Origin of the sequence: Cerasicoccus arenae (assembly GCF_014651635.1) — a bacterium.
In the GTDB taxonomy this organism is placed as follows: domain Bacteria; phylum Verrucomicrobiota; class Verrucomicrobiia; order Opitutales; family Cerasicoccaceae; genus Cerasicoccus; species Cerasicoccus arenae.
In genome coordinates this window covers 44,381-64,492 of record NZ_BMXG01000016.1, presented here as the reverse complement: position 1 = coordinate 64,492, position 20,112 = coordinate 44,381, and the positions used below count along the sequence as shown (strand labels likewise).

The window sequence follows — 20,112 nt, the reverse complement described above, 5'->3', positions numbered from 1 at the left end:
AGCCATTTACGCCGAAGAAACTCGATAGCGCCCCCGCTATATCCTCCCCCCCCCACACCGCGACAGCCCCCCCCCCCTTAGAGTCGCTGGCACCAATTGCACCCGCCGCCACGCTGGAATCTGCCTGCGACGCCCTCTATCAAATCCTGCGCAAGGAAACAGACGAGGGCATCCTCAGCGAGATCGAGCGTGAAATGATCATCCGTGCGCTCAAGGAATTTGATGGCAACCAGGTTAAGACAGCCAAATTGCTCGGTATCACCCGCGCCACCTTGCGCAAGCGCATTGAGCAGATGGATTTGAAGGTTTAAAGCGGGGATGGATTGAGGCTTTCGATTATTTAGTTAATGTTGTCCTTTTCGCCATTGTGTTTCGCTGTAGCGTCAGTTGTTGGATTTTTGCGTTGCTCTTCGCATTAGGTGCAGGGTGCTCCGAGCACCCGAAGAATGGATCTGGTGAGGCGGATTTGCCCGATAGCTCACATTACAAGGGCGAGTTCCTCGACGGACTCTTTCATGGACAGGGCAAGCTCGCTTGGCGGCACGGCGGCTATTATAAGGGAGAGTTCACTCACGGTCTCATCGAGGGCCAAGGCGAGTTTGTCCATCCTGACGGAACCATTGAAAAAGGTTCGTTCGTCAATGGCTTGCTTGAGGGAGACGGTAAGCGCCGTAGGCCTGATGGCGAGCAGTTCGAGGGCGAGTTTCTGGAAGGTGAGTTACACGGGCAGGGGATGTTTCGATCCAAGCGTGAATACTATCTAGGCGAATGGGAGCATGGGAAAAGATCAGGCCAGGGAACGTATATTGGCCAGGGATTTGGTGAATACAAAGGCGGGTTCTTCGATGACGAAATTGCAGGCCAGGGCATACTTGTTTACGAAGATGGAATCCGCATCGAGGGGCAGTTTGATCGAGGGGTGGCGCAGGGGAAAGCCATCGTAACGACGCCCGCTGGTGGTCGGCTAGAAGCACATTTCATCCAAGGCCTTGCGACTGGCCCTGGCAGGCAGACTACCGATGATGGAGGGCGCTATGTCGGCGGATTCCTCGCGGGGAAGTGGCACGGCGAAGGCGAACTCACTGACGCGGAAGGCAGCATTTATCGTGGCGAATTCAGGAACGGACTTCGTGAGGGCTATGGCAAAATTCTTTTTGCCGACGGGCGTGAGTTTCATGGTAATCTGGCCAATGATGTTCCCCACGGCCAAGGCTCCATTGAGTATCCCAGTAGCGCCCGTTATGCTGGAGCATTTGTCCAGGGGCTACCTCATGGGCAAGGCGTCTACGAGTATCCCAACGGTGACCGCTACGTTGGCGAGTTTCAGGACGGACTTTTTGCGGGCGAAGGCACGCTGGTTTTTCATCCAGATACAGGCAGAACCCCTCTTACTGGCCTTTGGCACGCGGGTGAGTTCATTGGCCGCCCTATTCCGCGCGAGGACCGTATTCCTGGCGAGCCAGTCCGTATCTTGGTAAAGTAGGCCGAGGCTGGTTTTCTACGGTTTACAAGCAGAGGCTATATTATCAGCCTAGCGAAATCAAAATGCCGTCAGCGCAATGCCGATTAAGCCCGCTACTTCCCGATGACTAACGCCAAGCAGAATATTGCTTGGCGCTGGGCGACCTTGTTATTTTTCCTAGGCACTGGGTTTCTTATGCTTATGACGTTTAACGACTATGGAGTCAGTTGGGACGAGTATTTCCGCTGGCGTGGAGGCGAAGCTAAATACGAGTATTATCAGGCGCTGTTCGCTGGTGATTCGGAAGAAGCATCGAGGCTTCGCGGTAATACCGACCACTACCCAGGCTTCTTCGATTTAAACTTGGCCTTGGCGCGCCGAGTATTGCCATTGGATCTCGTGGCGACTGGGCATCTCGGTACTGCATTGTTCGGTTTTGTTGGGTTGCTAAGCGTCTACATGATTGGCCGTAATGTTTGTGGCCCCCCCCTCGGATTATTGGCGGCGGTGCTGCTTGCGCTTACACCGCGCTACTGGGGCCATCAGTTTATTAACCCGAAAGACATCCCTTTTGCAGCTACTTTTGCACTGGCAATGTATGCGCTGATAAGAGTCGTGGGTCGGCCAGCCTTAATGAATTGGCGGACTGCACTGGTCTTTGGCTTTGCTGCAGGTGCCTGTCTATCTGTCCGGATCGGCGGAATGTTGCTGTTTTGCTATGCGGGCTTATTTCTCGGGATTCAGGCTTTGGTCGTATGGCTGGGGCAGGATCGGCGTTGGCAAACGCTATTTCGAGAGACGAGACGTTTGATTTGTTGGCTGCTCATCGCAGCGGTGCCTGCCTTCTTAATGCTAATTGCCTACTGGCCCAATGCACACCGTAACCCCTTTTCAGCAACTGCTGACACGCTTTCGATGGTGACCTCTTTTGGTTGGTCGGGTAAAGCGCTATACCGCGGCGAGCTTTTGGGCGCAGGTGAGATTCCATGGGATTACCTCCCAGCCATGCTTGGCATGGGCTTGCCGGACTTGTGGTTTTTTGTTCTGGCCTCCGCTTTGCTGGTCTTGCTGTTGACCCGAGGCAAGGCGCTGGTTGATATTACCTACTCGCGGGAAATGGCCGTGGCTTTGGCCTTGTTGTTTGCGGCAATATTTCCGGTAGCCTACATCGTGTATAAAGGCTCTGTCGTTTATGATGGCCTGCGGCACGTGCTTTTCATTGTGCCAATGCTCGCGGTGCTGATCGCGATAGTGACTGCCTGGATCTGGAACCAGCTAAAGCAAATTTCCAGACGTCTTGGTATGGCATGGCTGGTGATTCTTGCGATCATGGCTCTGTTTACATCGTGGGAATCCATCCGTCTACACCCCTACGAGTATGCCTATTTCAATCGACTCTCTGGTGGGTTGGCTGCCGTGGGAAATCAATATGATGTCGATTATTGGGGCACGGCTTACCGTGAGGCGGTCGACATTATGCTGGCAGATGTGCAAGCCAATGATTTGTTAGCGGGTCAATCACGCCCGGTTCGTGTCGCCATGCTGCCTCCGAAGGCGAAAATATTTGAGCGTTATGAGAGCATTGCTCAGCCTCCGATGGCTATGGTGGTTTTGTTTTTACCCGATGGATTTGAACTCGTGGACCCCGATGCAAATCCAGATTATTATTTGGGCATTCGTCGTTTTGGTTTCGCCGATATGTTGCCTGGAGAAACGGTTGGCGAAGTGACTCGTGACGGGCTTGAGTTCGCCCGTGTGACGCGAATGAATCCCTAGATGATGAGTGCGCCGCATAGTAAGCCAAAGTCAGCCGGGCGACGCGTGCTAATGAGCACCTCGGTGTTCCCGCGCTGGGCCGGGGACGACACACCGCCGTTTGTTCTTGGGCAAGCAGAGGCGATAGCGGCTGCGGGGTGGTCGGTGACCGTGCTTGCGCCTCATGCGGGGGGGGGGGTGAAAAATGAGCGACTGGGGGGGGTAGACGTCGTGCGTTTCCCTTATTTGTGGCCGGAATCGTGGCAAGGGCTGTGCTATGAGGGGGGGATGCTTGTCCAACTGAGGGAGCATCCGCATCGCAAGTGGCAGCTTCCGTTCTTCTTTCTGGCCCAGGTAATGGCGACTCGGCGGCTGGCTCGTTCGGGCGATTTCGATCTACTGCACGCGCATTCGCTGCTGCCACAAGGGCTGACGGCGCTGGTGGGTGGGCATTGCTTGCCAGTGATCGCTACCAGCCATGGGAGTGACGTGTTTGGCCTGAAAGAGGGCGGGGTATACGGTCGTTTAAAACGCCGTGTGGTCACGCATGCTGATGCGCTTACGGCGAATAGCTCAGTGACCGAGGCGGCGCTTTTGCGGCTGGGGGCTACGGCAGATCGCATACATCGCGTGCCTGCCTCGCCTAATGTGACGCCAGCAGATTCTGCGAAGGTTGCGGCTATTCGCAAACGCTTTGAGGGTGGCAAATTACTGCTCTTCGTGGGGCGGTTGATCGAGCAAAAGGGCGTTGGCGATTTAATTACGGCTTTAAACGGGCTGGATGCCTCAGCCCATCTGCTGGTTCTTGGAGAGGGCGCTGATCGGGCAAAATTTGAACAATTGGCGCGAGCCTTGGGGGTGGCCGATCGGGTGACTTTTGATGGTTGGGTGGATCGCGCAGAGCTTTCGCACTATTTTGCGGCAGCAGATGTGTTTGTAGGCCCCTCTAAGCCGGGGCCAGGAGGGGCTGTGGAGGCGCAAGGGGTGGTCTTTGCTGAAGCAATGGCGGCGGGAACGCCTGTCGTTGCCTCGCGCTGTGGTGGGATTGTGGACATGATCATCGACGGTGAAACTGGTCTGCTCGTGGAGCCGGGTGTCCCATCGCAAATTGCAACGGCGGTTCGTCGTGTGCTGGTTGACCCTGATTTGGCGGGTGAGTTGGTGGCTAAGGCCCGTCAACGCTACGAAACCGAATTTAGTCCCGGGGTGGTGACACAGAAACTGCTGCGGGTCTATGATGGCTTGCTTTCAGGAGGACGTGGTTGAAAAATCCCGCCCGTGATTCCCGCATGAATACCCGTGATGCCAGCTCGCTCAAAATTGGCTTTTTCCTTCCTTGGTTGAAAGGGGGCGGCACGGAGATGGCGACCCTGCGCGTGCTCAATGAGCTTGCAGAGAGGCCGGAAACGTCGGTCTGTCTGGCAGTGCATCAAGCGGGAGGCACCAGCCCAATGCCGATCCATGAACGTGTGGCTGTGGCTTATCTTGGCGGTTCGCTGTTGGGGCTCAATGGGCGCTATCGACAGTGGTTGGAGGAAGCGCGCCCCGGTGTGGTGTTTTCGGCCATTAATCATGTGAATCTCGTCAACGTGTGGAGCGGGCGGGGGCGTACGTGTGTCATCCCGACAGTGCACAATCACCTAGGAGAAAAATTACGCCGTACCGGCAAGCCCGGCGAGCGCCTGCTCAAGGAGCTTTCGCTACGGTGCGTGTTGCCCCATGCAGACTGTGTGGTGGGCGTATCGGAGGACATTTGCCGCTATCTGATCGATACAATCGGTCTCGACGAAGTGCGGACCGTTTTCATTCCGCCGCCCGTTCGGGTGGCGCAGGTGCGGGCTCAGGCCAAGGAATTGGCGACGTTTCCAGAATCCGGCGACCGTCCAGTCTTGGTGGCCTCGGGTCGGATGGTGGTGCAAAAAGGCTTCGACGTGCTGATTCGTGCAATGGCGCTGTTTGAGCGAGCAGAGCGTCCGGCGCTGTGGTTGCTCGGAGACGGAGAACTGATGGCGGCGCATCAGCAATTGACGTCAGAATTGGGCCTTGAGGCGGACGTTGTATTCCTTGGGCGACAGGCGAATCCTTTTCCTTATGTGCAGCGCGCCGATTGCTTTGTGCTGCCCTCGCGCTGGGAAGGTTTTCCTTTGGTCTTGCTGGAGGCTATAGCGCTGGGGCGACCAGTGGTGGCGAATGATTGCCGCAGTGGCCCGCGTGAGATTCTGGAAAACGGCAAGTGGGGCATCCTGACTCCGGTCAATGATTCGGAGGCGTTGTTTGTAGGTATACGGGAAGCATTGTCTCGGCAGTGGGACTGTGCAGCCTTGCGAGAACGAAGTGAGGCCTTTGACGTATCCCGCGTGGCGGCGCAATTTTACGACGTGGCGGTGAACACCTTATTGACAAAAAAATGAGCAAGCAAATGAGCAGTCTAATCGCTACCGCGCGCCGGAGATGCCGTCGCCTGTCTGCGGCCATGATGCATTATTCTGGCAAGTTGCTGGGCTTTCCGCGTCTGCCGTTTCACTGTCCGGCCTGCGAGCGTGATATCCACCAGTGGGTGGGTTTTGATCGCGGTGCCGGCGGCGGCCAATCAAATTTTGAGCCGGAGAAAAGACTTTGCCCGTTGTGCCGATCGTTTGAGCGGACCCGACATTTCGCCTTGTATCTGGAGCAGCAGGGTGTCCTCAAATCAAAGCCTCGTATGCTGCACTTTGCGCCGGAAAAGAGTCTAGCACCCAGACTGCGCACCGCCTTGGGAGACCGCTATGTGACCACGGACTTGTTTATGAGTGGCGTGGATCGCAAGGAGGATATTACCCAAATGACCTTTGCTGACGCGTCTTTTGATTTCATTTATTGCAGCAATGTTCTGGAGCACGTAACGGAGGACGCTGCCGCTATGTCGGAGCTTTATCGTGTGTTGGCCCCCGGAGGTGTGGCGATCGTCCAGGTACCGATTCGTGGTAGTAAAACCTACGAAGACGATAGCATTACTGATCCGCGTGAGCGCTTTAAGCATTTTGGGCAGGGCGACCATGTGCGCTATTACGGGGAAGATATCGACGAGCGTCTGGAGCGGGCAGGATTTAGCGTTGCCCCATTTTATATGCTCGATGAATTAACGCTCTCCGAAGCAGACATTCTACGAATGAACCTAGGCAAGCGCGAGCTGATTCATAAGTGCGAGAAGCTCAAATAATGATGGCGCTGGCAACATCAGTTTGGTGGTGTTGGCGGATACCATCGGGGAAAAGAAAGGCATTTCGGAAATCGAGTAGCGCATGAAGTTTTTTCGCACAGCTTGCCTGAGTATTCATCGATTGATTCTTTGGCTATGGAACTCGCCCACGTTCACCACTTGGGGGAATACTGCGGTGCAGTCGCTGAGGCTGGTCTTGATTACGCCGTTGATTTTGACCCGTTTTGATGAATTGGAAATCGCGAGTTGGTATCTTTTTGCATCGCTGAATTTCTTTGGAGTCCTCATTACACAGCGCCTAAACTTGACCTTCACGCGTATGCTGGCGTTTGCCATGGGTGGGGCGACTAGTTTGGCACCGATTGAAGGAAAGCGTGTTCAAAAAAATGACGGCACGGCGAACTGGCCTTTGTTTGAGCGTGCATTCGGTGTGATCGGCGTGATGACACTGGTGGTGAGCCTCGTAAACGTATTAGTCGCCTATCTGATGGCGTGGTTTGGTTTGGGGAATATTTTGCAGGGTGCGTCTGATAGCCATGGCTTGTGGATTGCCTTTGGCATTCTGCAAGCAACGTCGTTTTTTCAGTTCACTTTCTTAAACTATCAAATTGCTCTGCAAGGTATGAACCATGTGGCTATCGTGAATCGGTGGAGCGTTGTGTGGGGCATTTTTTCAACGATAGCCGGGAGCATTGCGGTGTATGCCGGCGGTGGGATCATTGCGCTGGTGATTGTTATGCAGCTCACTGCATTGATTGGCACTTTTTGGAACCGTCAAATGCTGCATTTGGTCGAAGGTGGGCGCGCGCGATTTTTTCGTATTTTCCGCTTTGACCAAGAGGTGTTCCACTGGTCCTGGGGGCCAACCTGGAAGGGGCTTCTCGGGCAGTTTGGTATGGTGGGAAGCGTGCAGCTTTCTGGTGTGTTGTACTCCGCTTACGCATCGAAGGGAGAACTGGCTAGCTACCTGTTTGCCTTGCGGATGATACAAACGCTGACGCAAATGGCGCAGGCTCCGTTTATCGCCGTACAGCCACTCATGTCGCGTCTTCGCTCGATGAATGACATTGAGGCGTTGCGCAACATCGTGCTGAAGCGCGGCGGGCTAAGCCTGTTACTCCTTTTGTTGGGCATTATTGCGTTTGGGGTTGTGCTAAGTCCAATCCTGGAACTGATCGGCAGTAACATGCAGTTCATTTCCCGGCCCGCGTGGTTTTTGTTGGGGCTGCTCGTGCTGGTTGTGCGCTTCGATGTGTTTTGCACCTTGGTGTGTGCGGTTGGCAACGAAATGGTGTTTTATTGGGATGTGGCGGTCGCGGCTTTAGTTGGCTTAGCATGCCTTTTTATCATTCAAAACCAGTTGGGGTATTACGGCCCAATTTTAGCAAGTTTGTTACCGAACATTCTTATCCTTAATTGGCGTCCCTACCGCAAGGCAGCGCACATTTTATGGTGAGGTTTGTATCGTGCTGTATGTGGGCCGCTAGCTGATTTGGGAATTGCTTGGACATAATGAGCAGCATAGGATTCTGCTCCTATATGAAGATTGCTTTGCAAATCCCCATCAAGGCGCGTTCAAGCACGCGTGTTCCCAATAAGAACTTCCGCAATCTCGCAGGAAAACCGTTTTCTACTTGGCTTCTCGACGAGCTACATGAGCACATGCCCGCGGAATGGGACATTTATATTGATAGTGAAAATCGCAGCACGCATGATTTTTTTAAAGACCGCTATGGCGATCGGTTCAAGTTTCATCAGAGAAGTGAATGGTTTGCCAGTGACGCGGCAAACGGCAATCACCTCATGAGCCAATTTGCGACGCTTCATGATAGCTACGATATTTTCGCGCAGGTTTATGTAACGGCCATTACGTTGCCGGGCTCGATCATCCGCGAGTCAATTGAGTCCTTCTCGAATTCGTTGGACCGCTACGACTCCATGTTCCTAGTGACTGAGAAGACTGGCTGGTTTTGGTTTAATGGACAGGCGATGAATTATGATCCACATCGCCCGAACGGCCTGCCTCGTTCGCAGGACGCCATTGTCCTAGAAGAAACCACCGGACTTTACGCGATAACCAAAGACGCCGCGCTGCGTACCGGTTGCCGCATTGGCAGTAATCCAATGATGTTCAAAGTGCCGCAATCCTCTGGGTTCGATGTAGACACCATGGAAGACTTTGAGGAAGCGCGACGACTCCTCTCCATGACACAGCCTAGCGAGTGATGCAGAGCCTTCGACGCTTGTATAGAAATATTCGTTTCCTGCTGGGGGCGGATTTGCAGCTCGCCCACAATGACTTGCGAGACGGCCTTCGGTGTGCGTTGCGTAATCAGATGCAGCCGCCAGCCGAGTGGTTCACCAATGCCAAAGACAGTAAGCGCGGCCAGCGTTGCTTTCTCGTTGGCTGTGGCCCCAGCCTGAACAAGGTCGACTTGTCTCGTTTGGCTGGCGAGGTTGTGATGGGCGTCAACGGGACAGCCATGATTGAAGGGCTGAAACTGGATTACTTCGTCACGGTCTCTAACTTTTTCTGGAAAAGCCATCCGGAGATGATTCGCAATTTAAAATGCCAGCGGTTCATCCCATATTTTCTGCAAGAGGAACTGGAGTCCGATTCGCCAACGGCCTGGCTCAACACCGTTGCGGATCAAGAGTATCGCGTATTGGACGTGGAGAAGCCATGGCAGTTTTCTTTTCAGCCAGATCGCTATGTTTTCTTGGGCGGAACGGTGATTTTTGTCTGCTTGCAGATTCTATATTACTTGGGGTTTGAAGAGGTCGTCGTATTGGGCTTGGATCATGATTACGGTATCGACCCCAATAGCGTTCCCAAGAGCGGACAATACGTCAGCAGCGATAAGCTAGGCGCTCATTTTACCAAAAATTACTACCGCAAAGACGAGCAAGTGCATATCGACATCCATGGAATGGAGCGCGCCTACGCATTGGCAGAGACTGCGTTTCGTTACGATGGCCGCTGCGTGCTCAATGCATCGCCGGGCACGAAATTGGACATTTTCGAGAAGGTTGAATACAGCACGCTTTTCTCGCGCTAAATTGATTTTATGAACATCGCGATTATCCCCGCCCGTATGGGTAGCCAGCGTCTTGCCCGCAAAAATCTCCGCGAGCTTGGCGGCGTGCCGCTGATTGTGCGCGCGATCCGCAAGTGTGTTGCCGCGGGCTGCTTCGATGAAATCTGGGTTAACTCCGAGCATCCTGATTTTGAGCCGATCGCTGGAGCCGAAGGGGCATTTTTTCATCGCCGTCCGTCTGAACTGGGCAGTAATACGGCCACGAGTGAGCAATACATCGCGGAGTTCCTTGGCAAGCATGAGTGCGAGCGCGTTTATCAGGTGCACAGCATTGCGCCTTTTGTGACGGTGGAGGATTTACGCCGCTTTGTCGCTTTCGCCACGGAGTCGGATTACGACTGCGTGTTGTCGACGGAGGACATCCAGATCGAGTGCCTTTATCGCGGAGAGCCGGTTAATTTCACCTATGCGGAGAAGACGAACTCGCAGGATTTGCTGCCTGTTCAGCGTGTGAGCTGGAGCATTACTGGCTGGCGCCGCAGTGCGTATCTCGGCGCGATTGAGGCCGGGAAATGCGCGACTTACGCGGGCAAGGTGGGGTATTTCGCACTCAATAAACTTGCTTCGCATGTGATAAAAACCGAGGCTGACCTTCGGTTTGCAGAGGCGCTGCTGACGATCAGTCAGGAGTTGGAATCTGGCGATTAACGCTTGGCTGTGGTCAGGATTAGATGAGATTTCCGGTTCAATGAAAAACTTTTTCAGATCCTTCAATGATTCGGTCCACCAGGCGGTTGGCTGTCTTGTGGTTACGAACCGCGGTGGCCAGATAATTGAGAACGAGCAGGCCTTTCGCGAGTTGTGCGGGATCAGTCGAGGCATTCAGGAGCAGGGCCGGAAACAGTATCTTGTCGGCAACGGCGCCAGCGCTTCGTTCGCCAATCACATGGCGCTCGATTGGACCAAGAACGGTGGTGTGCCTTCACACGCTTTTTCAGATTCTTCGTTGCTCACGGCGATGGGGAACGACTTGGGCTACGAAGAAGCCTTCAGCGCGCCCTTGAGTTGGTACGCCAAGAGCGGCGACTTATTGATCACGATCAGTTCATCCGGCAACTCGCCCAACATCATTCGCACCATTGATACTGCGCGCAAAAAAGGCATGGGCGTGATTACTTTGTCTGGTCTGCGCCCCGATAATCAATCTCGCCAATTGGGTGACCTTAATCTCTACACCGGAGCCAAGACGTATGGCGTGGTTGAGTGCGCGCACCAGATTCTGCTGCACGCTTGGCTGGATTTATTCATTGGCATTGAGGAGTGGTCGACGGGGGATTTTCAAAACATGCGTCAAGTGCGCGACTGATCCTTCTCGAAATTTTACTGTATGAAAATTTGGAAAAATACCGCCACGCTGGACTCCTATACGCAGGTAACGGCAGACACTGTAGAACCTGAGCTTGCGGAGATTGCCGTGTTGGGCAGTCGACCGTTTGACCACCGTGCGATGCCGAATCTTAAAGGCGTCTTCAAGTGCGGTGTGGGCTTGGATAACTTGCCGATCGAGGAGCTCAAGGAGCGGAACATTGCCCTTGGCCTGCCTTCTAATGAAACTCGGCGATATATCTACGAAGAGACGGCGAATTATGCAGTCTATCTGATCCTTTGCCTGCTGTATCGTGAGGTGGGCGATTTAGCGAAATGGACGAAGGCACCGCGTGTTTTTCTGGGCAACCGAACGGTGCTCGTCGTTGGCGCGGGCAACATCGGCAGCAGCGTTTCCGAGAAACTGAAGCCTATGTGCCGCGTGCTTACTTATGATGTTGCGCATCACCATCCGGATGTTTTGCGCGAGGCTCTGCCGCAGGCTGACGTCGTTACTTTGCATATTCCGTCGATACCAGAGACCAAAGGTTTTGTTGGCACTGATTTCCTTGCGCAAATGAAAGATGGCGCTGGATTGGTGAACACGGCGCGAGGCGCGATTGTCGATGAAGACGCCTTGTATGGAGAAATTAAACAGGGCCGTCTTTGCGCCGCGTTCGATGTTTTTTGGGAAGAACCATACAAGGGGAAACTGGCGGAGTTTCATCCGGATTTATTTTGGATGAGCCCTCATGTGGCCAGTGCAAATGAAACCTTCCTGCAGGGATTGGCGAAGGATTTTGAAGATTTCATTCAGAAGTTTTAGTTTATTTATAATAGGTTTCTATAATGATTAAATGCGGAATAATCGGGTTTGGTAAAATGGGAAAAATCCGTGCGGATGCCCTTGAGCAAAGTGGACTCGCGGAAGTCGTTGCGGTTTACGATCCGACACCATCGCCGGACGCCAAGCATCGCGTTGTCGCTAATGAGAACGAGATCATTCAGAGTGACGACATTGACGCGGTGTTTATCTGTACTCCTAATTACCGGATTCCGACGCTGTGCAAGGATGCGCTCGCTGCCGGTAAGCATGTCTTCTCCGAAAAGCCGCCAGCATTTACGGCAGCAGAGGTGGAGGCCGTTCGTGAGGTAGAGGCTGCCAGCGGACGCAAGCTGATGTATGGCTTTAATCATCGGCACCATGGCAGCATCAAGAAGATGAAGCAGATTGTGGACACCAATGAAATGGGCCGCGTGCTCTGGATGCGTGGTCGCTACGGCAAAGAAGTTGATGAGAGTTATTTCAACGGATGGCGTGCCAAGCCGGAGCTGGCTGGCGGCGGGATTATGCTGGATCAGGGTATTCACATGCTCGATCTATTCCTGCATTTGGGTGGTGAATACGATGAAGTCCATTCGCTGGTTTCCAACTTGTTCTGGAAGATGGAAGGGCTCGAAGACAATGTGTTTGCGATTATGCGTAACAACGAAAATGGTGTTTGCGCTTCGCTACATTCCACGATGACTCAGTGGCGCTATTTATTCTCGCTGGAGGTTTTCCTAGAAGGTGGTGCCCTGATTTTGAACGGGCTGAAAACGTCATCGGGTGTTTATGGCGACGAGGATTTGGCGATTAAACATAATGGCATTAATGCAGCGCACGGAGAGTTTGAGCGCGAGGAACACATCATCTATCACACGGATTCTTCATGGCTGAGTGAGGTCGTTCATTTCTGCGAAGCCATCCGTGACGATAAGCCCATTGAACTTGGCCATTCGATGGACGCGCTCCGCGTAATGCGTGCAATGGATCGGGTCTTGAATCGCAGCTAATTCAAACTGCAGTGCTAAAATTGAATGCCTGCGCGCTGGAGTAAGTTGCTTTTCCATTGATATGGAACGCGGCGCTCGAGAGAGCCGAGCAAGCGTATTGCGGCCAATGGAAAATGCTGCAACACAAGGCGCATCAGCGCGCCGCAGAGTCGATACAATGGCTTATTTGGGTAGCGTGAGTTAATGGTTTGGTGGAGCCCATTGCTGAGTTGGGTCATCGTGGCGTTGTCGCCAGTTTGCTCGTCGAGTCCAAGGCGATGCGCAATCATACGGTCAATCCAGCCGGGAATTGAAACGAGCGGCAAACTGGTCGGCTGGCGGCCTTCGCGTGCGTTCTCCTGCGCCAGAAGTTCGCTGCGTCGTAGATGTGATTGCACGCGGTTTGTGAGCTGTCGGTGGTCGAGTGTAATCAAAGCGCCAGTATGAAAGCAGTTCTGGGAATGGACTCGATAGCTGCCCAACGCTTGTTCCAGGGCACCGATCTCGCCATGGCGCGTAATGAGAATCGACAAGAATAAATCGGCGCTGGTGCGGTATCCCCGTTCGGGAATTGGCATGATGCGTTCCAGTGCTTGGCGGGAAAACACGTTGGCTGATGTTGGCATACTGCCGTAGCGGCCTTGCGTTAATAGTTGTTCGCGCACATCGCTAGCGGGAAGGCGTTGGCCAGGGCTTGGTAATTCGCCCGTGGTTCTTGATTGCTCGTCCACTTGCGTTAAGCGGAACTGCATTTTCGCGTAGGCGGGCTGCCATGCCTGCATTATCTGTTCGGCGGCGGATGGGTGCAGGAAGTCATCGGCATCGAGAAAAAGAATGAGATCACTGCTGCTGCCCTGGAAGCCGGTGTTCATCGCGGAGGCCTGGCCGCCATTCTCTTGGTTGATGATGGTGATCTGCGCGGAATAATTAGCGGCAATTGAACGTGAATCATCGGTCGATCCGTCGTCTACTAGGATGACTTCATCAAACGGATGTGTTTGGTTAAGTGCCGATTCCAAGCATTGGCGCAGGTATCGGCCGTAGTTGTAGTTATTGATGATGACCGAAATCTTCATCATTTCAGCGAAGCCAGCACGGAATCCAAGTCTTGCCGTTCGAGTATGTCCAGCTTGGTTTGGCGGGAAGCGTTGATCAGTTTTCGGTTCGATGATTCAAAGGCTCGGCGTGCGGCAACGAAAGCTTTGCATTGCAAATCTAGTCGCGGTACGGTCCAGGTTTCACCCGGCTTGCGGTAGTCGGGATGGAAGTGGTTGACCTCACCTTCGCTTTTGAGGACTTCGCCATGGGCGCTTTGCGCGCCGGTCGTTGGCGAAAGCGCAAAGCTGAAGTCCAAGCCAAGCAGATAGACTTTGGTGAAGCCCATGTAATGCGCCAACTGCAATTGAAAATAAACGACCGACCATCCCGAATGGGTTCCGGTCAATGCGTTCGTGGAAAACTTGAAGTCGCGGTCTTGGTGAGACGGATTGTAATAAAGACCATGGACCCAAGTGATGTCTGGCGTCACAGCGTCTCCGAGATAGCTCTCCGCGTCGCTGCTGAAGATTTTCGTGGACTCAACTCCACGAATACAATCGCGATTATTCTCAGCGACCAGCACATCGAGCAGACTGTAATAGGTCGGCCGCCAATCGGTGCTTTCGTAAGCCAAGTAAATCTTATTGCTGGCAAACGTGACGTAGGGCTTGAGCAGGTCGAGGTCAGCGGCTTTCAGACTTGGCCCATTGCCAAGCACGAAGGCGGTTTCTCCGCGATGCCGATCTTTCAATGACAGGATGCGGCGATCATTGTCGCCGAGTGCGATATTTGCGATTCCAGCGAGTTGATGAACGCCGCGCCGGATTTTTGTTTGATACCGCTTTAATCGTGTCGTGAAACTCATGGTAGCGCTGCGTAGTTAATAACCCGCGTCTTCGAGGAATTCGGTGATTGCCTCGATTACACGCTCGCGTTGGTCGACGGCTAGCTCTGGGTAAATTGGGATGCTCAGAACCTCACGCGCGGCGCGTTCAGATTCAATGCAGGGTGCATTGTCCAAGTAGGCAAAGCATGCCTGTTGATGGAAGGGAACCGGGTAATAGATTTCTGCGCCGATGTCGCGTTCGTTGAGCCAGCGTTTAAGTGCGTCGCGAGGTAGTTCGTTTGCGCCGGGTTGTGCGGGCAGGCGCACGGTATATTGGTTCCAGATGTGGGTGTTCTCCGGCAATGCTTGCGGTAGGATCAGGCGGGGGGCCTCTTGGTTGCTAACTGGCCCTGTATTGCAAAGCTCGCAACTGCGTTCTTTGATAACACCGGGCAGTGCGCCGAGTTTCTCGTTGTATTCGGCGGCATTGGTTGCACGGGCGTGGCTGTACTGTCGGTGATGCGGCAGCTTGACGGCCAATAGCGCGGCTTGAAGCGCGTCGATGCGGAAGTTGCCGCCAATCAACGAATGGTAATACTTGGGTTCTGCCCCATGGACGCGCAGGATGCGTGCGCGATGTGCCAAGGCGTCGTCTTCGGTGGTGATCAGGCCGCTGTCACCGAAACCGCCGAGATTTTTACTCGGGAAGAAACTGAAACAGCCGAAGTCTCCTAGAGTTCCGAGAGCTTTACCACGGTAGGCGGCTCCAAAGGCCTGCGCGGCGTCTTCGATGACCCGCAGGTTGTGGTCACGCGCTAGGGCAAGCAAGGACTCCATTGCTGCCGCTTGTCCAAAGAGATGCACTGGCATGATGGCCTTGGTGCGTGGCGTGATGAGGGTGGCGACTGATTCCGGGTCGAGGTTAAAGCAGACCGGGCAGATGTCAGCAAAGACAGGCTTGGCACCGAGGCGGGCAATCGTTCCGGCGCTGGCGAAAAACGAAAAGCTTGGGCAGATCACTTCGTCGCCGGGGCCAATATCGAGCGCCATCAGGGCGAGTAGCAGGGCATCAGTGCCTGAACTGACACCGATTGCGTGGCGTGCGCCCAATTCTTTAGCGGCAGCCTCCTCAAATGCAGAGACTTCTTGGCCCAGAATAAATTGGCCATGGCCGAGCACGCGCTCAAATGCAGCAGTCAGTTCTGCAGCAAGGCTGTGGTTTTGCTCGTTGAGATCGAGAAGTGGAACTTTTATATCTGCCATGGTGAAACTTAACCGAGGGTTTCCCGGACTTGATAGGCTTCGCGGTGGCCGCCTAGCTTGCGGACGATCAGCTCACCGACCAACCCAACGGATATGAGCTGCACGCCCAAGAGCATGAGTAATACTCCGAAGAGCAAGAGCGGGCGTTGCCCAATACCTGCGCCCAGAAACAGTTTGACCGCAGTCAGATAGCACAAAATCAGAAAGCCGAGGCCCCCTAGTACGAGGCCCGACCCACCAAACAAATGACCCGGACGCTGAAGGAAGCGCGTGATCGCGGCTACGGTCAACAGGTCCAGGAAGCCCTTGAAATAGCGGCCAAGCCCATACTTGGAGATGCCGAATTCGCGGGCGTGATGCTTAACTGGGATCTCAGTGACGCGATAGCCCTCGGCATGGGCAAGGATGGGGATGTAGCGGTGCAATTCGCCATAAAGCGGTAATTCGCGGACGACTTCCACTCGGTAGGCCTTGAGGCCACAGTTGAAATCATGCAGTTCGAGGCCAGAGATTTTCCGGGTGACGGCATTGAAAAGTCGGGAGGGGAGCCGTTTTTCCAGCGGATCATTACGTTCACGCTTCCAACCGGAGACTAGGTCGTAGCCTTCCTCAAGCTTGGCCATGAGGCTAGGGATTTCGCCAGGCTCATCCTGCAGGTCAGCGTCCATTGTGATAACATAGTCGCCGCGGGCAGCGGAGAAGCCCACCGAGAGCGCTGCGGCCTTGCCGAAATTACGCCTTAGCCGAAAGGCGCGCACGCCCTGAGGATAATCCGCCTGTAATTGGCGAATTTTCTCCCAAGTGTTGTCACTACTTCCGTCATCAATGTAGATGACTTCGAACGTCCACGGGCTATCGTTGAGCACGGAAGAGATTTTTTCCCACAGCAAGCGCACGGATTCCGCCTCGTTGTAAGCGGGGGTCACGATGGAGAGCACAGGGGCCGGGGAGATAGCTGGTCCGGCGGCGGGTATCTCAGTGGAGAGGGATGCCATGGTTATTAGCAGATTGAAGTAGCTGGAAATTGGACCGCAAGCAACCCTGTTTCCTCCCTTGCCTTACAAGCAGCTGTGGGTAGTGTGCCGCGCAATGCACGAGCTATTGGATAGCCTAATTGAGATACTGAATCAGATTGATCGGATCTACCTGATGCCTGCGTTGGGAATTCTGCCGCTATTTGCCTTTCCGGCGTCGCCGCTGCTGATGCTGATCGGCTATTACTACGGCCCTGTCTATGGGATGATCGTGGCCATGATCGGCATTGCCATCAATGACACCCTGGCATACTGGGTGGCGCGCTCATTCCTGCGCGGGCCGCTTCTTCGATTACTTGAGCGCCGGAAAATCAAAGTGCCCGCAGTGCCGGATGAAGACGAAATCCGGGTAATCGCGCTTTTGCGCATTACGCCGGGTACGCCACTTTTCCTGCAAAGCTACCTGCTCGGTCTGGCGAAAGTGAGCTATTGGCGTTATATTCTGGTATCCGTGCCGATCCAGGCGCTGCATGCGGCAGGCTTCGTAGTTTTTGCCGGCGCGATCTTCGAGGGGTCCGTTGGTATGATTGTTTTTGCGGTATTTCTCCTGATCGCCATCGTGATTATTTTCCGCATGGTCCATAGCCATCATAAAGCCCGTGCCGTCGCCTCAAAAACAACGACCTGACGACTCCATTACGGTGGGGGAGTTTACGCGCCAAGTGCGTGCGTTGCTCACGAAGCACCTGCGGCCGTGTTGGGTGCGGGGGGAGGTGTCGAATTTGCGCCGTCAGTCGAGTGGCCACGTTTATTTCACCCTGAAAGACGCGGATAGCCAGTTGTCTTGCGTGCTGTTTCGGATGGACGCGCTCCGGCAGACGGTCAACCTGCGCGATGGCTTGGCGGTGGTGGTTTACGGTGACGTGGATGTCTACGAGCCACGTGGTTCCTATCAATATATCTGCCGGGCGGTGCTGGAAGTCGGGCAAGGCCGCTTGCAAGAGCGCTTTGAGCAGCTCAAGGCCAAGCTGGCTGCCGAGGGCCTTTTTGCCGCGGAACGCAAACGCCCGATTCCTGCTTGGCCGCAGACGGTGGCCGTGGTCACGTCTCCCACGGGCGCTGCGATTCAGGACTTTCTTCGCGTGCTGGAGCGCCGCCGTTGGCGGGGGCGCGTGATCATTACCCCGGCGCGTGTGCAGGGGGAGGGGGCTGCGATGGACATCGTGGCCGCGCTCAACCGGATTCATGAATGGGGGGGGGCGGAGCTAATTGTGGTCATGAGGGGGGGGGGGAGTCTGGAAGACCTCTGGTGCTTCAACGAGGAAATCGTCGCCCGTGCCGTTGCTGCGTCGCCGGTTCCGGTGATTTCCGCCGTGGGCCACGAGATTGATTTCACCTTGAGCGATTTTGCCGCTGATCGCCGGGCCGAGACGCCGACTGCTGCCGCAGAGCTAATTACGAGCCTGTTTATTGAGCTGTGTGACCGGGCCAAAGAAGCCGCTAAAAATTATAATCGTTCGATTGATGAAGTGCTTCGCACGCATCGGCACGAGATTGAGCTGCTTCATCGGCGTTTGGCGTTGCATCACCCAAGGGCAAGCATCCAGCAGGCGCAATTGCGGCTGGATGAGCTAGCGGGTCGCTTTGATTCCCTGACGCGCCGTCAGTTACTAGAAGGGGCCACGGACCTGCGTTTGCTGCGTCAACGGCTGGGGAGCGCTTCGCCGGTACAGCATATCCACCGTCAGCGGGAGAATTTGGCCGCTCTGGGCCGTCGATTTGATCGGGCGACGCGGCAGGCGTTGCGCCGGGAAAAGGACCAGCTCGCCGTCATGAGGGCCCGACTAGAGGGCGTGAGCCTCCAACAGACTTTAAAGCGCGGTTTTGCCGTTGCTCGCGACCAGCAGGGACAAGTTGTCACGCGTAAGGCGGTCCTGAAGCCGGGTGATGTTCTCGCCCTTGACTTCCAAGACGGCGAAATCGCCACCCGAGTCGAGGAAACCTAGTCTTCCGTCGATTTTAGGTAGGGCAGGCGCGTTCCCGCGTCGCATGCGCCACGCTGGTCAGTTGGTTGAAACTGCGCGTAGGGACGATCCGCGCCACCTCTAGTGACCTTTGGAGAGGCAGTGATGCGGCGCGGGAACGCGCCTGCCCTACCTCAGATGAGAACGAAATTGCAGGGTGGGAACGATCTATACTGCTAATGGAGTGATTGGGATATTCTTTTGCGACCTGCCCGCCGTGTAAAGTAACCCTTGAAACCTTGCCAATCATGGGCTTTATGGAACGCTTTACAATTATGAGTGACGCACCCGCAGAACGACAGGTCGTGCTGACCTGCGCCCAACCCACTGGCAAACTCCACCTCGGTAATTACCTCGGGGCGGTGCGTAATTGGACGCGTTATCTCGATGGTTACGAGTGCTACTTCGGCATTGTCGACTTGCACGCGATCACGGTGCCCTATGTGCCGGCTGATTTACGTCGAGACACTCTGGAGTGCATTGCGCAATACATCGCCTGTGGCATCGACCCGGACAAGGCGAACATCTTCATTCAGAGCCACATCATCGGCCACACGGAGTTGGCGTGGATTCTTGGCTGCCTCTGCCCGCTGGGTCAGCTGGAGCGCATGACGCAGTTTAAGGACAAGTCTGCGAAGCAAGAAGAAGCACGCGGATTCATTGGCGGCGGCTTGCTGTATTATCCGGTGCTCATGGCGGCGGACATTCTCATTTACAACGCCGACATCGTGCCGGTGGGGGAGGATCAAAAGCAGCATCTGGAGCTTACGCGCGATTTGGCGCAGAAGTTTAATTCGACCTATTCGGAGACGTTTAAGGTGCCGGATCTCTTCATCCCGAAGACGGGGGCGCGGATCATGTCGCTGCAAAATCCCGAGAAGAAAATGTCCAAAAGCGACGAGAACCAAGCTTCGACGCTCTACATTATCGACGATGAAAAAACGATCCGCAAAAAGATCGGCAGCGCGGTAACGGATTCTGGCGGTGAAGTGCGCGCCGCGCCCGACAAGCCAGGCGTGACGAATCTATTGGGCATCCTCAGCGCTGCGACAGGCAAAGACGTGGCTGAGCTTGAGCGCGAGTTTGATGGGCAGAATTATCAGGCCTTCAAGGGGGCTGTAGCCGACGCCGTTGTGGCGATGATTAACCCCATTCGCGAAAAATACGAGGCCATCAAGGCTGACAAGCAATACCTGACCAGTGTCCTGAAGCAGGGGGATGATGCGGCGCAGAAGCGTGCGTTCAAAATCCTGTCCAAGGTCCAGCGCAAGGCGGGCTTCGTTGGCAGATAGGAATGTTGGTTGGAGGGCGGGAAGCTATATTTACGCCACGTATTGCCCATTAATTCCCTTC

The 20,112-nt window shown here is 54.6% G+C and carries 20 protein-coding genes; 16 read left to right on the top strand and 4 right to left on the bottom strand.

Annotated features, from left to right (window positions below; all coding sequences use genetic code 11):
* From IE065_RS18065 to IE065_RS12690, 13 genes are all read left to right on the top strand, one after another.
* Window positions 1-311: helix-turn-helix domain-containing protein (locus IE065_RS18065; protein WP_229792110.1), on the top strand; the 311-nt coding region annotated here is incomplete at its 5' end.
* 92 nt (window positions 312-403) lie between these two features.
* Window positions 404-1,483, top strand: a complete 1,080-nt coding sequence (locus tag IE065_RS12745) for an MORN repeat-containing protein (protein ID WP_189515676.1) — start codon at window positions 404-406, stop codon at window positions 1,481-1,483.
* A 102-nt stretch (window positions 1,484-1,585) separates the two neighbouring features.
* Window positions 1,586-3,238, top strand: coding sequence for a glycosyltransferase family 39 protein (locus tag IE065_RS12740; RefSeq protein ID WP_189515674.1), 1,653 nt, complete (start codon window positions 1,586-1,588; stop codon window positions 3,236-3,238).
* Window positions 3,239-4,483: a glycosyltransferase gene (locus IE065_RS12735; protein WP_189515672.1), complete on the top strand. Its 1,245-nt coding sequence runs from the start codon at window positions 3,239-3,241 to the stop codon at window positions 4,481-4,483.
* A 23-nt stretch (window positions 4,484-4,506) separates the two neighbouring features.
* A complete protein-coding gene (locus tag IE065_RS12730) occupies window positions 4,507-5,628 on the top strand; it encodes a glycosyltransferase (RefSeq protein WP_189515670.1) in 1,122 nt (373 codons plus the stop codon).
* A 62-nt stretch (window positions 5,629-5,690) separates the two neighbouring features.
* Window positions 5,691-6,416 carry a class I SAM-dependent methyltransferase gene (locus tag IE065_RS12725; RefSeq protein WP_189515668.1) on the top strand — a complete coding sequence of 242 codons (726 nt, stop codon included), beginning with the start codon at window positions 5,691-5,693 and terminating at the stop codon, window positions 6,414-6,416.
* Window positions 6,417-6,498: 82 nt separating this feature from the next.
* Entirely contained in the window at window positions 6,499-7,872 is a 1,374-nt protein-coding gene (locus IE065_RS12720; protein WP_189515666.1) for a hypothetical protein, read from the top strand.
* Between the two features lie 83 nt (window positions 7,873-7,955).
* A complete protein-coding gene (locus IE065_RS12715) occupies window positions 7,956-8,642 on the top strand; it encodes a cytidylyltransferase domain-containing protein (RefSeq protein WP_189515664.1) in 687 nt (228 codons plus the stop codon).
* On the top strand, window positions 8,642-9,475 hold the full coding sequence (locus IE065_RS12710) for a motility associated factor glycosyltransferase family protein (protein ID WP_189515662.1): 834 nt from the start codon (window positions 8,642-8,644) through the stop codon (window positions 9,473-9,475). The genes IE065_RS12715 and IE065_RS12710 overlap by 1 nt, the downstream gene beginning before the upstream one ends.
* A 9-nt stretch (window positions 9,476-9,484) precedes the next feature.
* A complete protein-coding gene (locus IE065_RS12705; RefSeq protein ID WP_189515660.1) occupies window positions 9,485-10,162 on the top strand; it encodes an acylneuraminate cytidylyltransferase family protein in 678 nt (225 codons plus the stop codon).
* A 40-nt stretch (window positions 10,163-10,202) separates the two neighbouring features.
* Window positions 10,203-10,820, top strand: coding sequence for an SIS domain-containing protein (locus IE065_RS12700; protein WP_189515658.1), 618 nt, complete (start codon window positions 10,203-10,205; stop codon window positions 10,818-10,820).
* Window positions 10,821-10,841: 21 nt separating this feature from the next.
* Window positions 10,842-11,645, top strand: coding sequence for an NAD(P)-dependent oxidoreductase (locus IE065_RS12695; RefSeq protein ID WP_189515656.1), 804 nt, complete (start codon window positions 10,842-10,844; stop codon window positions 11,643-11,645).
* A 23-nt stretch (window positions 11,646-11,668) separates the two neighbouring features.
* Complete coding sequence (locus IE065_RS12690) at window positions 11,669-12,655, top strand: Gfo/Idh/MocA family protein (protein ID WP_189515654.1); 987 nt, start codon at window positions 11,669-11,671, stop codon at window positions 12,653-12,655.
* 14 nt (window positions 12,656-12,669) lie between these two features.
* Here the strand turns inward: IE065_RS12690 and IE065_RS12685 are convergent, their stop codons facing one another.
* The 4 genes from IE065_RS12685 to IE065_RS12670 are packed head-to-tail and all read right to left on the bottom strand — an operon-like array spanning window position 12,670 to window position 16,756.
* A complete protein-coding gene (locus tag IE065_RS12685) occupies window positions 12,670-13,713 on the bottom strand; it encodes a glycosyltransferase family 2 protein (protein WP_189515652.1) in 1,044 nt (347 codons plus the stop codon).
* Complete coding sequence (locus IE065_RS12680; protein ID WP_189515650.1) at window positions 13,710-14,537, bottom strand: 6-hydroxymethylpterin diphosphokinase MptE-like protein; 828 nt, start codon at window positions 14,535-14,537, stop codon at window positions 13,710-13,712. Before IE065_RS12680 ends, IE065_RS12685 begins: the two co-directional genes overlap by 4 nt.
* A 15-nt stretch (window positions 14,538-14,552) precedes the next feature.
* Complete coding sequence (locus IE065_RS12675; protein WP_200163266.1) at window positions 14,553-15,761, bottom strand: DegT/DnrJ/EryC1/StrS family aminotransferase; 1,209 nt, start codon at window positions 15,759-15,761, stop codon at window positions 14,553-14,555.
* 8 nt (window positions 15,762-15,769) lie between these two features.
* Window positions 15,770-16,756 (bottom strand): glycosyltransferase family 2 protein, encoded by a 987-nt coding sequence (locus IE065_RS12670; protein ID WP_189515648.1) that lies wholly within the window; start codon window positions 16,754-16,756, stop codon window positions 15,770-15,772.
* Window positions 16,757-16,814: 58 nt separating this feature from the next.
* Here IE065_RS12670 and IE065_RS12665 point away from each other — a divergent pair, with 58 nt between their 5' ends.
* The 3 genes from IE065_RS12665 (at window position 16,815) to trpS (ending at window position 20,051) form a co-directional block, all read left to right on the top strand.
* Window positions 16,815-17,423 (top strand): TVP38/TMEM64 family protein, encoded by a 609-nt coding sequence (locus IE065_RS12665; RefSeq protein WP_189515646.1) that lies wholly within the window; start codon window positions 16,815-16,817, stop codon window positions 17,421-17,423.
* Window positions 17,395-18,741, top strand: a complete 1,347-nt coding sequence (gene xseA / locus IE065_RS12660) for an exodeoxyribonuclease VII large subunit (RefSeq protein ID WP_200163264.1) — start codon at window positions 17,395-17,397, stop codon at window positions 18,739-18,741. Before IE065_RS12665 ends, xseA begins: the two co-directional genes overlap by 29 nt.
* 293 nt (window positions 18,742-19,034) lie before the next feature.
* Window positions 19,035-20,051: a tryptophan--tRNA ligase gene (gene trpS, locus IE065_RS12655; protein ID WP_189515644.1), complete on the top strand. Its 1,017-nt coding sequence runs from the start codon at window positions 19,035-19,037 to the stop codon at window positions 20,049-20,051.
* Window positions 20,052-20,112: the final 61 nt, after the last annotated feature.